This window comes from Burkholderia sp. L-4 (assembly GCF_056856535.1).
In genome coordinates, this window is the sequence record NZ_JBXEOX010000002.1 from 317,894 (window position 1) to 333,361 (window position 15,468).

Consider the following 15,468-nt stretch of genomic DNA (forward strand, 5'->3'; position numbering starts at 1 on the left):
CGGGATGGCCGGCGCGGTCACGGGCGCCAGCGATAAACGACGATGTTCGACCCGTTGTAGTTGTCCTTCGTGATCACGTACTCGCCGGTCGAGCGCAGGTAGGCACGCACGCCGTACATCGAATCGACGTCGTTGCCGACGTCCATCGCCGACGTGTTCGAATTCGTCAGCGTCGTGACGAGCGCGCCGGTGTTCAGGTCGAACACGTCGATGTTCGGCACCGTGTGCACGTAGCCGACGAACAGGTAGTGGCCGGCCGCCGCGATCGATTTCGGGTTCGCGCTCGTCAGGTTGATCACCGGGTTCGGCGCGCTCGTGTTGCCGCTCTTCCAGCCGTGATAGACCTCGATGTGCCCGTTCATCGCGGTCCAGTCCCAATTGCCCGCGAGGCCCTGCGCGAGGATCATCGTGTCGCTGTCGGCCTGGTAGATGATGCGCGTGACCGGCGCGACGCCGGTCGGCACGGGCGTCGTCGTCGGCTTGCCCCACGACGGCTTGCCGGTCGCGTCGAAGCCCGTCATCGGGTAGCGCGCGATCACGTTCGATCCGTTCAGCCCGGCCCACACGTCGCCGTTGCCGTCGATGTCGAAACCGGCCGTCACCTGCAGCGTCGTGTTGAACGGCTTGCCCGGCAGCGAACCGGCCGGGATCGCGATGTAGCCGCTCGCGGTGTTGAAGTAATAGAAGTTGAAGTTGCCCGGGTTCTGGCCCGACGCGACGAGGATCCGGTTGCCGCCGACGTTCACGAGCTGGCCGAAGTGCTGGCCGCGCTGATAGTCGTTCATGTCGAGGCGCGGGTCCTTCGGGTAGGTGAACGGGTCGACCGTGTTCGCGACGAACGTGCCGCCCGCGGTGCCCGTGTACACGTTGTTGCCGCTGAAGAACAACGTGCCGTCCGTCACCGGATCGGGCGCGGCGATTCCCTCGAAGTTCAACGCCTGCAGCTTCCATTGCAGCGTGCCGACCGGGCTGTACGAATGCAGATCGGTGCTGCCGTTGCGGCCGAGATCCCAGCCGCCGCCCCACGCGTTGTTCAGCACGTACAGGTTGCCGGCCGCATCCTTGCCGAGCGCCGCGACGCGCGTGAAGCGCTTGTCGCCGACCTGCCCCTTGATGCCCGTCGTCGTGTCGAGATAACCGCCCTGCACGCCGAACGTGCCGACCTGCACCGGCATCCCGGGCAGCCCGCCGTACACCTTGATGTTCATGTCGGGCCCTTCGTCGCCCACCATCAACTGGCCCATCGACGCATCGAAGTACAACGACGCCGGCCGCGCGCCGGCCGCCATCTGAAGCGTGTTCATCGCCGCCCCGGCCGCGCTGAACTGCGCGACGACGCCCGCGCTCTTGCGCGCGACCCACAGATTGCCGGCCGCATCGAGCGCCAGCGCGCCCGGCCCCGATACGCCGATGTCGCGCTGCCACACGCCGTCGGTCGTATAGACGCGCACGCGGTTGCCGTAGAAGTCGCTCACGTACAGCAGGTTGCCGCCCGTCGCGAGGCCCGTGATCACGTCCGCGTACTGGATGCCCGTCCACGTGCTGACCGGGATGCGCAGGTCGCGCTGGTTCGAGCTTCGGTTGTAGCGCCCCACCGAGCCGCTGCCGAACGTGCGGTTGTAGCCGAGCGCGACGAACAGCGACGTGGCATTGCCGGTGATCGCTCCGCCCTGGAATTCGTCGTGGATGCCGATCGTGCCGAGCGGCTGGCCGTTCTGGTAGATCGCGACGCCGCCCGCGTTCTCGTCCCAGCGCGACGCCGTGTAGATCACGCCTTCGGGCGCGACCCACATCGAGCGTGCGCCGTTGCCGACGTGGGCGGCCAGCGTGCCGTACGTGTTCGCAAGCCAGTCGGTCGAGTATTGCGCCTGCGCGTGGCCCGCCGGCGCCAGCAGCGCCATGCACATTCCCAGCAACGCCGCGCGGATTTGTTTCATTGACATGAATAATGCTCCCAGACGAACAATGGTCGACACTGTAAATCGCGGCGCATGAAATATTGGTGATTCAGGCAAATGCGCATTCGCCGTTACTCCGAATTATTCACTCCACGCCTTTTGCCGTCCGGCGCTTTTTCGTCAACGATCGCAAAATCTGCAAAACCGCGCCACGACGGCCTGACGGTCACGCGATCTCGACGTATACGCCGGCATTTTCTTCCGGGTCATCCGATACAAATGCGTCATTTTTTCTTATATGACCGTATTGCCTTTTCATCCCGGAATTCTTTTCGATTATTACAAATGGAAATTAAAATGAAAGGAGAAAAATATTATTCGATGCGATCGGCTGTTCGCGATTTCGCGCGCGGAAGGGAAAGCGGGAGGGAAAGGAGGAATGCGGCGGGAAAAACCGCGCGCCGGCCGGACCGGCACGCGGCGGCGATCGCTCAACTTGCCGGGTCGAGCGTCGGGCCGCCCCAGCCGTCGACGTATTTCGGCAGCGCGTCGGCGACGTCGATCACGCGTGGCCCGTAGAACAGGTGCATCGACGGTTGCAAGTGGTCCGGCAGCGGCCCGCCATGCGCACGCGCGGTCAAGCTGTTCGGCACGACGCGCATGCCGGGCCGGTTCGTCCCGAACACGATCTCGCCGCGCGATGCGCACCACGCCCGTGACATCGACATCGACGGATGCGGGAACGTCGCGTGACCGCCGTCGAGCGTCACCTGCTCCGGCGGCCATGCAGTAGCCGACAGCATCGGCGTGCCGTAAAAATCGCGGCACGTCGCGCAATGACAGTTCGCGCGCGCCGCCGGCTCGCCGCACAGCGTGACCGTCACGGCACGCACAGGCAGCGCGCGGAAAGCGTTCGGGTCATGTCGTCTCCTCGAAAAGGGAGGCGACGGTATAGGAGCATGCCGGCAACGATGCCCGCAGCAGCAGTGGGCCCCGTTGCACGCGCAACGATCGCCGCGTCAGAACTTCTGGCGCAGCCCGAGGCTCACGATCGCCTGCGATCGCGAATCGGACGAATGACCGTTCGCCTTGTCCGACACCGACGCGGTCGCGGCCACCGGCCGGCCGAGTGCGTCGAGCGTCGTGCCGGACGCATGCTGGTACGCGCCGAGCAGGTACACGCTGGTGCGCTTCGACAGGTCGTACACGGCGCCGAGCGTGACGTTGTGATACTGCGCACGGTTGTCGATGCCGTCGACGTCGCTGCCGCGCGTGTAGCTGTAGCCGGCAAACAGCTGCGTCTGCGGCTGCACGTTCCAGCGCGTGAACACGCCGGCGACGTTGAACGTCGCATGCCCGGAGAACAGCGACTGCGCGCCGCCGCGGTACTGCACGTTGCTGTAGTTCACGCCGACGACGGCCGGGCCGAAGTCGTACGTCGCCCCCGTCGCGATCACCTGCTGCGATTGCGCGCTTGCATAACCTTCGTTGATCGACGAATTGAACAGGCCGTCGTCGGTGCTCTGCCACTTGCCGGCCGTCGGGTCGGTCGCACCCGTCTTGCTGTTGTCCGAGCGCTCGTAGCCGATGCCGACGCGCAGCGGGCCAGCCGCGTACGCGGCGCCGACGCTCCACGTGTTGCGCTGCTTCATGCTCCCCGGCTGGCCGCCGAAGCCGTACAGCGCGCCGAACGTGAAGCCCGAGTAGTTCGCGCTCGTGTACTTGATCGAGCTGTCGACGCGGGCGGTCTGGTCGAGATCGTCGATGTCGCCCGGGTGCGCGCCGAAGCCGCCGATGAACGACGACGGGCCGACCGGGCTCACGAAATCGTCGAGCGACGTGTACTGACGGCCGAGCGTGATCGTGCCGTAGCGGTTGCTGCCGACGCCGACGAACGCCTGGCGGCCGAACTGGCGGCCGCCCTGGCCCGACGTGCCGTTCGCGATGTCGAAGCCGTTCTCGAGCACGAACAGCGCGCGCATGCCGCCGCCGAGATCCTCGGAACCCTTGATGCCCCAGCGGCTGCCGGACAGGTTGCCGGTCGTGAGACCGACGCTCGAATGGCCGGTGTACGCACCCGCCGAGCCAACCCGTTCGTTGCTGCGGTAGGTCACGCCCGCGTCGACGATGCCGTACAGCGTGACGGAGCTTTGCGCGGCGGCGATACCCGCGAGCGAGAGCAGCAGCGGCGCTGCGATCAGTTGCTTGTTCATGATGTTATGTCTCCGGGCGTCGAACCCGTTGTTCTGGCTGACTGTTGCGAGTAGCGCGCACGGGCGCCGACATCCGCCGGCGGTGCGAGGCCGGCCGCGTCCGCGCGCGACGACGCGGCGGGCATGCCCGCTGCGGCCGCCATGGTAGTTGGAACCGGTTCCGACCCAAAGCGGAATAATGACAACAGTTTTTTGCCAAAATCGAGATAGTCGCGACACGGCCGTCGTTGATCGCTGCCGCGCCTGTACAGCACGGGGCGGCGCCCCCGATAATCGAACGCACCCTTTCCCCAGGAGTGCCGTCATGCATGAAACGACCCTGCTGATCTTCGCCGCCGTCGCGTTCGTCGGCATCGCGACACCCGGCCCGACCGTGCTGCTCGCGCTGACCAACGGCTCGCGTTACGGCGTGCGCCGCGCGGCCTATGGCTTCGCGGGCGCGATGCTGTCCGACGTCGTGCTGATCGTCGCGGTCGCGCTCGGCCTCGGCGCGCTGCTGATGGCATCGGCGTTCTGGTTCTCGGTGGTGAAATGGCTCGGCGCCGCGTACCTCGCGTATGTCGGCATCCGGCTGCTGATGTCGAAGGGTTCGCTCGACGTCGCCGCCGCGTCCGCCGGCGCGGCGCCCGATCGCAACGCGTCGATCTTCGCGAAGAGCTTCCTGACCGCTGTCACGAATCCGAAGGGCTATCTGTTCTTCTCCGCGTTCCTGCCGCAGTTCCTCGATCCGTCCGCGCCGCTCGCGCCGCAGTACGTCGCGCTCGCGGTCACGTTCGCGCTGCTCGACGGCGTGGTGATGTTCGGCTACGCGCTGCTCGGCGCCCGCGCGGTGCGGCTGCTGAAACGCGCGGGTGCGCTGTGGCTCGAACGCACGTGCGGCGCGATGCTGCTCGCGCTCGCCGGTTCGCTCGCGCTGTACCGGCGCCATGCGGCATAGAAGCCGGTTGCGATGAAAATCGATCGACCGCCCCGCTCCGGCTTCCCCGGCCTGTCGCTCCGGCAACTCGACCGCGCGGACCTCGACGCGTGGTACGCGTACCTGTCCAACCCCGACGTCTTCCGCCACACGAGCTGGAACCTGCGCGCACCCGACGATCTGCTGCCGCTGTTCGACAACATCGAATCGGCCGACCCGGATTCGATCCGGCGTCTCGCGATCGTCGACACCGCATCGGGCACGCTCGCCGGGACGGTCGGGCTGCATACGGTGTCCACCGTGAACCGCTCGGCGGAGATCGCGTACGACCTCGCGCCGTCGCACTGGGGGCGCGGCATCGCGAGCGCCGTGTGCGAAGCCGTCACCGCATGGGCGTTCACCACGGGCGGCTTCATGCGGATGCAGGCCGTCGTGCTGACCAGCAACGCGGGCTCCGCGCGCGTGCTGCAGAAGTGCGGCTACCGCTACGAAGGACTGTTGCGCGCATACAAGATGGTGCGCGGCACGCCGGGCGATTTCGCGATGTACGCGCGCCTCGCGACCGACTGACGCACCGTACGCGGCATCGCGCGCCGGTGCCATGATGCGATTGTTGGACGACCCGCGCCGAATTGGCGACAATCGCCGTTCCCCTCATCGACGCTCCGCCATGAAGATCGCCGCGCTTTCCGACATCCACGGCAACCTCGCCGCGCTCGACGCGGTGCTCGACGACGTCCGCCGCCGCGGCGCCGACGTGATCGTCAATCTCGGCGACATCGTGTCGGGCGCGCTCCATCCGGCCGAAACGGCCGACCGCCTGATCGCGCTCGATCTGCCGACCATCAAGGGCAATCACGAGCGGCAGTTGCTCACCTGCGACCGCGCAGCGATGCGGCTGTCCGATCGCTGGGCGCACGACACGCTGCGCGACGACCAGCTCGACTGGATCGCCGCGCTGCCCGAACGCATGATGCTCGACGACGACGTATTGATGGTGCACGGCACGCCGGCCAGCGATCTCGTCTACTTCCTCGAGACGGTCACGCCCGACGGCTGCCGCGCGGCCACGCCCGACGAAGTCGCGCGGCGCGCGGGCCACGAAGCGGCGTCGCTGATCCTGTGCGGCCACACGCACGTGCCGCGTACCGCGAAGCTCGACGACGGCCGGCTGATCGTCAACCCAGGCAGCGTCGGGCTGCAGGCGTACGAGGACGACCTGCCGCATCCGCACCGCATCGAAACAGGCTCGCCGCATGCGCGCTACGCGATGGTGTCGCGCACGGCGGCCGGCTGGAGCGTCGAATTCCATGCGGTCGAATACGACTGGCACACGGCCGCCGTCACCGCGGCCTCGCGCGGGCGCGACGACTGGACCGTCGCGCTGCGCACCGGCCGGTGCTGAGACGCACGCGCCGCGCCGCCGCCCCGCTTCACGTCCCTTTCAGGAAAACCGAACGCCATGCCCGTTCCGTCGCAACTGCTCTTCCTGCCCGGCGCATCGGGCAGCACCGCTTTCTGGCAGCCGCTGGCCGGCCTGCTCACGCATCCGGCCGAACGGCGCATCGTCGCCTATCCGGGCTTCGGCGACACGCCGCGCGATCCGGCCGTCGACGATTTCGACGGCCTCGTGCGCGATGTCCTCGAGAAGATCGACCGGCCGACCGCCGTGATCGCCCAGTCGATGGGCGGCGTGATCGCGATGCGCGCGGCGCTCGACAAGCCCGGGCTCGTCACGCACCTCGTGCTGACGGTCACGTCCGGCGGGCTCGACATGGAAGGGCTCGGTGCGCAGGACTGGCGGGCCGGCTTCGCCGAAGCGAACCCGCAGTTGCCCGACTGGTTCCTGACGTTCCGCGCGGACTTCTCGCGGGACATCGGCCGCATCGCACAACCGACGCTGCTGCTGTGGGGCGACGACGATCCGATCAGCCCCGTCGCGGCCGGCCGGCGCCTGCTCGAACGGCTGCCCGATGCGCGGCTGCATGTCGTGGCGGGCGGCCGGCACGACCTCGCGGCCGTGCATGCGCAAGCGCTCGCCCCGCTCGTCGACGCGCATCTGCAGCGCACGTAACGTCGCGCGCGCCGGCATCCGCTTCCGTCCACGCTTCAGCTTCGGCGCGCACCCGGCACCGCGACGCTCACGCGCCGCGTCGGCTCACCCCGCGCGCCTCAGCGTGAGCCGTGCTTCGAGCCCGCCGCCATCGGGCCGGTTGTTCAGCGTCAGCGTGCCGCCCATCGCGAGCGCGAGTTGCTTCGCGATCGCCAGACCCAACCCCGTGCCGCCCGTGTCGCGGTTGCGCGACGTCTCCACGCGCCGGAACGGCTCGAATACCGCGTCGAGCTGATCGGCCGGAATGCCGGGCCCGCGGTCGAGCACGGCAATCACCGCGCCGCCGTCCGGCGCGGCCTGCACGTCGATCTCGGCCGCGCCCGCGAACTTCAGCGCGTTGTCGACGAGGTTGCCCACGATGCGGCGCAGCGCCTTCGGCCGCGTGACGAGCGCGAGCGGCGCGCGGCTGTGCAGCGCGACGTCCTGCCCCGCATCCGTGTAGTCGCACACGATGCTGTCGAGCAGCGCGTCGAGATCGATGCGGCGCGCGGCTTCCTCGGTGCCGTGCAGCGTCCGCGCGTACGCGACGCCCTCCTTCACCAGGTGCTCCATCTCGATCAGGTCCTGGCGCAGCTTCGCGCCCTGCGTGTCGTCGTCCATCACGTCGACCCGCAGCCGCATGCGCGTGATCGGCGTCTGCAGGTCGTGCGAGATCGACGCGAGGATCTGCATGCGCTCGGCCATGTACTGCGCGATGCGGTCCTGCATCGCGTTGAATGCCCGGGCGGCACGCGCGACCTCCGACGGCCCGCCTTCGTCCAGCCGCTCGCCCTTCAGGTCCGGGCCGAGCGCGTCGGCGGCCTGCGCGAGCTGCTTGAGCGGCCGCGTCGCGAGCCGCACCGCGAGCCAGCAGCACGCGGCCAGCACCGCGAGCTGCAGCACGAGCACGACCGGCAGCCAGCCCGACAGCGGCACCGTCGACATCGGATGAATGTCGATCGTCAGCGGCGACCCGTCGGTCAGGCGCAGGTGCACCTGCAGATGTTCGCGGTCGCCGGGGATCGCGTTCGCGGTCAGCGGGTAGTCGCCGCCGATGCCGTCCGAGATCGAACGCTCGACGCGCGCCGACAGCCGCGCTTCCGGCGGCGTGCCCGTCTCGCCGGGCCCGAGGATGAACGCATAGCTGCGCCGCGCGAGACGCGGCAGCCACGCGGCGCGCTCGGCCGGCGGCAAGTGGTCGAGCAGCGCGACCGAACTCGCGACCTCGCGCTCGATATAGCCCATCATCAGGTTGGTGGTCGCCTGGTCGCGCTCGGTGACGGTGAGCCAGAACGACAGCGTCTGCGCGAGCGCGAGGCCCACGCACAGGATCAGCGCGAGCCGCGCGAACAGCGAGCGCGGCCAGTGCCACGGCGTACGCGCGCTCATGGCGTACCGTCGACGGCGGTCACGGCCGACGAGAACACGTAGCCCTCGTTACGCAGCGTCTTGATGTAGCGCGGTTCGCGCGCGCCGTCGCGCAGCCGCTGGCGCAACCGGCTCACGAGCAGGTCGATCGAGCGGTCGAACGGGTCGGACTGCCGCCCCTGCGTGAGGTTGAGCAACTGGTCGCGCGTCAGCACGCGCTGCGGGTTGTCGAGGAACACGCGCAGCAGCCGGTATTCGGCGCCGCTCAGCGCGACCAGCGTGCCTTCGGCGTCGAGCAGGTGGCGCCCGGTCGTGTCGAGCCGCCATTCGCCGAACGCGAGCATCTCGGCCGTTTCCGTCACCTGCATGCCGGGCGGCAGCATGCGCGCGCGGCGCAGCACCGAGCGGATCCGCGCGAGCAGTTCGCGCACCGCGAACGGCTTGGCCAGGTAATCGTCGGCGCCCATCTCGAGGCCGATGATGCGGTCGGTTTCCTCGCCGCGCGCGGTCAGCATCAGCACGGGTACCGTGCGGAACTTGCCGGCCCGCAGGTCGCGGCACAGCGTGAGACCGTCCTCGCCCGGCATCATCAGGTCGAGCACGATCAGGTCGGGCGCGCCGTCGTCCAGCACGTTGCGCATCTCGCGGCCGTTCGCGGCCAGCGACACGCGCATGCCGTTCTTCTCCAGGTAGTCCGCGATCAGTTCGCGGATCGCGCGATCGTCGTCGACGATCAGCACGTGGTCGATCTTGTCCATGAGTCGTGGTCGGTGTCGTGGTTCGGGCAGGCGATGTCCGCTGTTATACCGCATGGCAGGCGCGCGTTTGTATCCCAATGTATCGCGCGGCCGCGGCGACACACAACATTGCACACGCGCCGCCGGCCGGACACATCGCGGATACGTCGGCGCCGCCTAATGGGGCCTGTCGAAACCCGTCCGGCTGCCGCCGTCCAGCCGCGGCCACCCCGCTCAGGAGAACGCCATGCTGCCCCGACTCAAGACCGCCGCCATCGTCATCGCCCTCGCCGCCACGGCCGGGCTCGCCGCCTTCGCCGGCACCCGCGACGATGCGGGCATGCCGGCGTCGCTGGCCGGCACGCCGGCCCCCGATTTCACCGGCATCGACCGCTGGCACAACAGCGCGCCGCTGACGCTCGGCCAGTTGCGCGGCAAGGTCGTGCTCGTCGATTTCTGGACGTACTCGTGCATCAACTGCATTCATACGATTCCGTACGTGAAGGAATGGGACCGGAAGTATCGCGACCAGGGGCTCGTCGTGGTCGGCGTGCACACGCCCGAATATCCGTTCGAACGCGATGCGAAGAACGTCGCCGAGGCGGTCAAGCGCTTCGGCATCTCGTACCCGGTCGCGCAGGACAACCGTTACGACACGTGGCGCGCGTATGGGAACCAGTACTGGCCCGCGCTGTACCTGATCGATGCGAACGGCAAGGTCGTCTATACGCGCTATGGCGAGGGCGGTTACGACAAGACCGAGGCCGCGATCCGCGGGGCGCTCGCGCAGGCCGGCACACCGGCGAAGGATGCGACGCGCACCCAGTGACCGGCGCGGCGCGCATCTGCACATGCGTGCACGCCCGTCATGCGCTCACTCGCTCACGTGCGTTTCGCGTCCGCCGCCGCGAGCATCGCCTCGCCGATCGCGAGGTTGCCGTCCGCGATCAGCGCTTCACCGGCGCCCCGGATATCGGCCCCGGCCTTGTTCTGCCCGAGCTTGCGCTTGCCGACGAGCCGCGTGATCTCGATCCGCAGCCCGACGATCGACTGCACCATCGTGTCGATGTAGTCCTTCGGCGCGTCGCCCATCTTCCACGGCACCGGCTGCGACGCCTCGTGCGTACGCGTCAGCCGCGCGACCACGCCGCGCACGAACTTCTCGTCGTCGCGCACCGTGATGCGGCCGTGCGCATGCACGACCACGTAGTTCCACGTCGGCACCTGCCGGTGCGCGACGTGCTTGCTCGGGTACCAGTTCGGCGAGATGTACGCGTCGCCGGCGCGGAAAATCACGAGCACCTCGTCGCCGTCCGCGACGTCCCGCCAGACCGGATTCGCGCGGGCGACGTGCGCATGCAGTTCGCCGAGCCCGCCATCGTCGGGCAACAGCTCGAACGGCAGGTGGTTCGCGTCGAGCCCGTTCTTGCCCTGCGTGATCAGGCTACCGAACGGATGCTGCACGATCAGCTCGCGCAGCGCGTCGGGATCGGGCTCGTTGAAATCGGCGGGGACGTACATGTCGGCTCCACGGTCGAACGGGATGGGAAATGGCGCGGGCGCAGGCCCGTCATGCGGCGATTGTGACCCCAAACTGGTTTATGCTGTAGAGCCGGTTTGGAACAATTTCAGCAGACCAGAATCATGGCAAGAACGGCCCGGATCGTCGAAATCCCGTCGCTCGGCACGCTCGACCGCGCGGCCGGCGACCTGAGCCGTCAGCTCGCGCAGGCGCTGCGCGACGCCGTGCGGCGCGGCGACGTCCGGCCGGGCGACGCGCTGCCGTCCACGCGGCTGCTGGCGGCGGCGCTGCAGCTTGCGCGCGGCACGGTGGTCGATGCGTACGCGCAGCTCGTCGCCGAGGGCTTTCTCGAGTCGCGCGGCGGCGCGGGCACGCGGGTCGCGAACGCGCTCGCGGAACCGCCGTCCGGCGACGCGCCCGCACCGCCCGCGCGACGCCAGCGCCCGGCGCACGCCGGCCTGCCCGAGCCCGCCGCCACCCTTCGCGCGGATCGCCCGCGAATTCAGCCCGCTGCCGGCCATGCCGTTCGCGATCTCGGTGCCGGTCGGCCTCACCGCCCCCGACGACATCTGGCGCCGGCTCGGCAACCGCCTGCGCGCCCGCGGCGCCGGTGCGCCGTCCGGCTATGCCGATCCGCAGGGCGCGCTGCCGCTGCGCGAAGCGATCGCCGACTACGTGCGCCGGTCGCGCTCGGTGCGCTGCGATGCCGGCCAGGTCGTGATCACGAGCGGCACGCAGCAGGGGCTGCATCTCGCGCGCCAGGTGCTGCTCGGCGACAACGACCGCGCATGGGTCGAGAATCCCGCCTATCGCGGCATCACCGCGCTGCTCGAAAGCACCGGGCGGCGCGACGCGATGGTGCGCGTGCCGGTGGACGCCGACGGCCTCGACGTCGACGCCGGCATGCGGCTCGCGCCGGAGGCGCGCGCCGCGTTCGTCACGCCGTCGCACCAGTACCCGCTCGGCATGCCGTTGAGCATGGCGCGGCGCAACGCGCTGCTCGCCTGGGCGCGCGCGCAGCGCGCGTGGGTCGTCGAAGACGACTACGACAGCGAGCTGCGCTATGAAGGCTACCCGTTCCCGTCGCTGCAAGGGCTCGCCCCCGATCGTGTGATCTACCTCGGCACGTTCAGCAAGATCCTGTTTCCGTCGCTGCGGCTCGGCTACGTGATCGCGCCCGAGGATCTCGTGCCCGCGTTCTGCGGCGCGCGCGTGCTGATGGATCGCCATGCGCCGACCGCCGATCAGCACGTGCTGGCCGCCTTCATCGCGGAAGGCCATCTCGACCGCCACATCCGCCGTGTGCGCGGCGTGTATGCGGAACAGCGCACGCTGCTGATCGACACGCTCGGCGCGCGGCTGCCGCGCGAACGCGCGTGGGTGCAGCCGGGCGACCAGGGCATGCACGTCGTGCTGTGGCTTGCCGAAGGTATCGACGATCTCGACGTGGTCGCGCGCGCCGCGCAGGCCGGCGTCGCGGTGCGCGCGGTGTCGCCGATGTTCGCGCCCGGCACGGCCCGCCCGGGGCTCGTGCTCGGCTTCGGCGGGTTCGACCGCGCGCAGATGGAAGCCGCCGCGCAACGGCTCGCGGACGTGGTTTCGTCGGCGCAATCGCGGCCGCGCGCACCTTAAAAGGTTGTCGGCGGGCAACAAACGTAATCGTCTGTAAATCCTGCAAGCAAACGGCCGTTTCTGCCGCCGGTGTGCGGGCGCCGTTTGCTAGGATCGCGCGTCTATCCATCCGCGCCCTTGCCGCCTTGAATCGCTTCGTGCCGTTTCTCCGAGATGCGTGGCTCCGCTGCCGCGCCCGTGTCATGCCGCTCGCCGCCGCCTGCCGCGCGCGCCTGCGCACGCTGTGCGCGGCCGTGCTGCATCGCCTGCGCCATCCGACGCGGCGCGGCGTGGCGCTGACGCTCGCCGCGATACCGGTGCTGGGCCTGCTGGGCCTGCTCGCGTTCGTCCCGTTCACGCCGAGCATCGGCGACATCCGCAAGGCGCGCATCGACCGCCCGGCGCGTGTGCTGTCCGCCGACGGCCAGCTGATCGCCGAGTTCCGGCCCGTGAACCGCGAATGGGTGCCGCTCAAACAGATCTCGCCGCACATGGTCGACGCGCTGATCGCGACCGAGGACCATCGCTTCTATTCGCATCACGGCATCGACTTGCGCCGCACGCTCGCCGCCGGGCTGCATACCTTCTCGGGCAACCGCCAGGGCGGCTCGACGATCACGCAGCAGCTCGCACGCAACCTGTATCCGGACGAAGTCGGCCGCGCGCCGACGCTCACGCGCAAGGTGAAGGAGCTGATCACCGCGTTCAAGATCGAATCGGTGTACAGCAAGGACGAGATCCTCGAAACCTACCTGAACACGGTGCCGTTCCTGTACAACGCGTACGGCGTCGAAATGGCCGCGCGCACCTACTTCGGCAAGTCGGCGGACCAGCTCGACATCGCGGAAAGCGCGACGCTCGTCGGGATGCTGAAGGGCAACAGCTACTACAACCCGGTGCTGAATCCGGAGCGCGCGGTCCAGCGGCGCAACATCGTGCTCGGCCGGATGGCGCAGATGGGCATGCTCACGCCGCCGCAGCTCGCGAAACTGCAGCGCCAGCCGCTGCGCGTCGACTTCGAACCGCAGACGGCGCAGCCGAGCCTCGCGCCGCACTTCGCGGTACAGCTGCGCAAGTGGCTGATCGCGTGGGCCGACCGCAACAACTACGATCTCTACGCCGACGGCCTCGTCGTGCGCACGACGCTCGATGCGCAATTGCAGGACATGGCCACGCAGGCGCTGACGCGGCAGACCGAGCGGCTGCAGGCGGTCGCCGACGGCGCATGGCGCGGCCCGTCCGGCTGCGGGTTGCGCAACGACCTGTTCCGCGGCTTCATCCGCCAGACGCCCGAGTATCGCCAGGCCCGCGACACCGGGCTCGCCGACGTGCCGGCGCTGAAGCAGCTCGGTGCCAACCGCGCGTTCATGCGCGCGCTGTGCGAACGCAAGACGCAGGTGCAGGCCGGTTTCGTCGCGATCGATCCGCGCAACGGCGCGATCCGCGCGTGGGTCGGCAGCCCCGATTTCGGCAGCGAGCCGTTCGACCACGTCTTCCAGGCGCGGCGCCAGCCGGGTTCGACCTTCAAGCCGTTCGTCTATGGCGCGGCGTTCGCGGACGGCATGCGGCCCGACGATACGTTCGTCGATCGTCCCGTCGCGATTCCGGTCGACGGGCGCGCCGTGTGGCGCCCGACCGATGCGGAACCGCCGACCGGCGAGCCGATGACGCTGCGTGACGCGCTCGCGCTGTCGCGCAACCGCGTCACCGCGCAGGTGATGCAGCACGAAGGCGCCGCGAAGGTCGCGCAGCTGGCGCGCGCGATGGGCGTGCGCGACAGCCCGCTCGATGCGGTGCCGTCGCTCGCGCTCGGCACGAGCCCCGTGACGCTGAAGGAGATGGTGTCCGCATACGGCACGATCGCGAACCGCGGCGTGTACGTCGCGCCGCAGATGATCACGCGCATCGAGGACCGCGACGGCAAGGTGCTGGCCGCGTTCGGCAGCGCGCCGCCCGAACGCGCGCTGCCGGCGCCGGCCGCGCAGACGCTCGTCGACGTGATGCGCGACGTCGTCGATCGCGGCACCGGCGCCGACATCCGGTCGCGCTACGGGATCCGCGTCGACGTCGCCGGCAAGACGGGCACGACGCAGGACAACGCGGACGGCTGGTTCATCCTGATGCATCCGCAGCTCGTGGCCGGCGCGTGGGTCGGCTTCGACGACGGCAGCGTGACGCTGCGCAGCGATTACTGGGGCGCGGGCGCGCACAGTGCGCTGCCGATCGTCGGCTCGTTCTACGAGGCGGCGCTGCGGGCGCGCGCGATCGATCCGCACGCGCAGTTCTCGCCCGATTTCCGGCCACGCAGCGCGCCCGCGCCGAGACGGCGCGTGCAGCATCCGGGCCTGTTCGACTGGCTGAGATTCTTCCGCTGATCGCGGCGCCCGCGGCCCGTTTTACCGGCGCGTCGTCAGCGCCCGGCGACCGGCGTCACGGCGCCGGCGGCGACTCGCCGCTGCGCGCGACCGGATGAAGCTCGATGCCGTCGACCTGAAAGCCTTGCACGATCAGCAGCAGGACGCCCGTGGTCGAATGCTTCGTCGTGAAACTGCTGCCGGTGATCGACGTGACCTGATAGGGCGAGCCGATCGGCATCCGGATCAGTTGGCCGCCCGGTACGTCGAGCACGCACGCGTCGGCGGGCGGCTTCTCCGGACCGTCCATGTCGAGCTCCGCCACCTGCGCCGGGGCCGTTTCGACGCTCCAGCGGCCGGCTTCACGCGCGCGCAGCACGAAGTCGTCACCCGCCTTCTCGACGCGCAGGGTCGCGGGTTTGCCGGCGGCCCGCGCGTAATCGCCGAGCAGCCCATCGCAGGCACTGCCGGCTCGCGCGGACAGCGAGACGCACAACATCAGACAGAAAACGGGAATGCGCACGGCGGGCCTCTCAGCGTTCGTATTGTTGTCGGAATGCCGGCGCGGGCGCGCGCGGCGGCGGCGACACGATCGGGCGCCGCCGGGCGCCAATATAGCGAACGCGACCGAGGTATGCCAGCCCGCGGCGCACAGCGGCCCGGGAAGACGCCGGGACACGTGCGCGGCATCCTGCTTCGGCCGGGCACGGCCTGAACCCATCCGGACGAAGCGCCGACCGGTCGAGCTACCGGCCGA

At 69.3% G+C, this 15,468-nt stretch carries 12 protein-coding genes and 2 pseudogenes; 7 read left to right on the top strand and 7 right to left on the bottom strand.

Going from position 1 to position 15,468, the window contains the following annotated elements; genetic code table 11:
• Positions 1–17: 17 nt before the first annotated feature.
• The 3 genes and pseudogenes from AC1VVG_RS18180 to AC1VVG_RS18190 form a co-directional block, all read right to left on the bottom strand.
• Positions 18–1,943, bottom strand: a complete 1,926-nt coding sequence (locus AC1VVG_RS18180; RefSeq protein WP_473375656.1) for an SMP-30/gluconolaconase/LRE-like region family protein — start codon at positions 1,941–1,943, stop codon at positions 18–20.
• Between the two features lie 446 nt (positions 1,944–2,389).
• Positions 2,390–2,820 (bottom strand): annotated as a pseudogene (locus tag AC1VVG_RS18185) (GFA family protein).
• A 97-nt stretch (positions 2,821–2,917) separates the two neighbouring features.
• Positions 2,918–4,111, bottom strand: a complete 1,194-nt coding sequence (locus AC1VVG_RS18190) for a porin (RefSeq protein WP_482835987.1) — start codon at positions 4,109–4,111, stop codon at positions 2,918–2,920.
• A 304-nt stretch (positions 4,112–4,415) separates the two neighbouring features.
• Between AC1VVG_RS18190 and AC1VVG_RS18195 the strand changes: the two genes are divergently transcribed.
• The 4 genes from AC1VVG_RS18195 (at position 4,416) to AC1VVG_RS18210 (ending at position 7,101) form a co-directional block, all read left to right on the top strand.
• Positions 4,416–5,048, top strand: a complete 633-nt coding sequence (locus tag AC1VVG_RS18195; RefSeq protein ID WP_034190590.1) for a LysE family translocator — start codon at positions 4,416–4,418, stop codon at positions 5,046–5,048.
• Between the two features lie 12 nt (positions 5,049–5,060).
• Entirely contained in the window at positions 5,061–5,597 is a 537-nt protein-coding gene (locus AC1VVG_RS18200) for a GNAT family N-acetyltransferase (protein ID WP_049035485.1), read from the top strand.
• A 100-nt stretch (positions 5,598–5,697) separates the two neighbouring features.
• Positions 5,698–6,432, top strand: a complete 735-nt coding sequence (locus tag AC1VVG_RS18205; protein WP_049035484.1) for a metallophosphoesterase family protein — start codon at positions 5,698–5,700, stop codon at positions 6,430–6,432.
• Positions 6,433–6,489: 57 nt separating this feature from the next.
• Positions 6,490–7,101, top strand: coding sequence for an alpha/beta fold hydrolase (locus tag AC1VVG_RS18210; RefSeq protein ID WP_034190593.1), 612 nt, complete (start codon positions 6,490–6,492; stop codon positions 7,099–7,101).
• An 84-nt stretch (positions 7,102–7,185) separates the two neighbouring features.
• On the opposite strand, the gene AC1VVG_RS18215 is transcribed toward AC1VVG_RS18210, so the two are convergent.
• Positions 7,186–8,508, bottom strand: coding sequence for an ATP-binding protein (locus AC1VVG_RS18215; protein WP_034190594.1), 1,323 nt, complete (start codon positions 8,506–8,508; stop codon positions 7,186–7,188).
• Positions 8,505–9,245 (bottom strand): response regulator, encoded by a 741-nt coding sequence (locus AC1VVG_RS18220; RefSeq protein WP_034190595.1) that lies wholly within the window; start codon positions 9,243–9,245, stop codon positions 8,505–8,507. The genes AC1VVG_RS18215 and AC1VVG_RS18220 overlap by 4 nt, the downstream gene beginning before the upstream one ends.
• Before the next feature lie 226 nt (positions 9,246–9,471).
• On the opposite strand from AC1VVG_RS18220, the gene AC1VVG_RS18225 reads away from it, so the two are divergent.
• Positions 9,472–10,053, top strand: coding sequence for a thioredoxin family protein (locus AC1VVG_RS18225; RefSeq protein WP_034190596.1), 582 nt, complete (start codon positions 9,472–9,474; stop codon positions 10,051–10,053).
• Between the two features lie 53 nt (positions 10,054–10,106).
• On the opposite strand, the gene AC1VVG_RS18230 is transcribed toward AC1VVG_RS18225, so the two are convergent.
• Positions 10,107–10,745 carry an FMN-binding negative transcriptional regulator gene (locus AC1VVG_RS18230; RefSeq protein WP_124671062.1) on the bottom strand — a complete coding sequence of 213 codons (639 nt, stop codon included), beginning with the start codon at positions 10,743–10,745 and terminating at the stop codon, positions 10,107–10,109.
• Between the two features lie 123 nt (positions 10,746–10,868).
• Between AC1VVG_RS18230 and pdxR the strand changes: the two are divergent.
• Together pdxR and AC1VVG_RS18240 are read left to right on the top strand one after the other, a co-directional pair.
• Positions 10,869–12,378 (top strand): annotated as a pseudogene (gene pdxR / locus AC1VVG_RS18235) (MocR-like pyridoxine biosynthesis transcription factor PdxR).
• 125 nt (positions 12,379–12,503) lie between these two features.
• A complete protein-coding gene (locus AC1VVG_RS18240) occupies positions 12,504–14,732 on the top strand; it encodes a penicillin-binding protein 1A (RefSeq protein WP_482835988.1) in 2,229 nt (742 codons plus the stop codon).
• A 55-nt stretch (positions 14,733–14,787) separates the two neighbouring features.
• On the opposite strand, the gene AC1VVG_RS18245 is transcribed toward AC1VVG_RS18240, so the two are convergent.
• Positions 14,788–15,390 carry a hypothetical protein gene (locus AC1VVG_RS18245; RefSeq protein WP_226104067.1) on the bottom strand — a complete coding sequence of 201 codons (603 nt, stop codon included), beginning with the start codon at positions 15,388–15,390 and terminating at the stop codon, positions 14,788–14,790.
• Between the last annotated feature and the right edge of the window lie 78 nt (positions 15,391–15,468).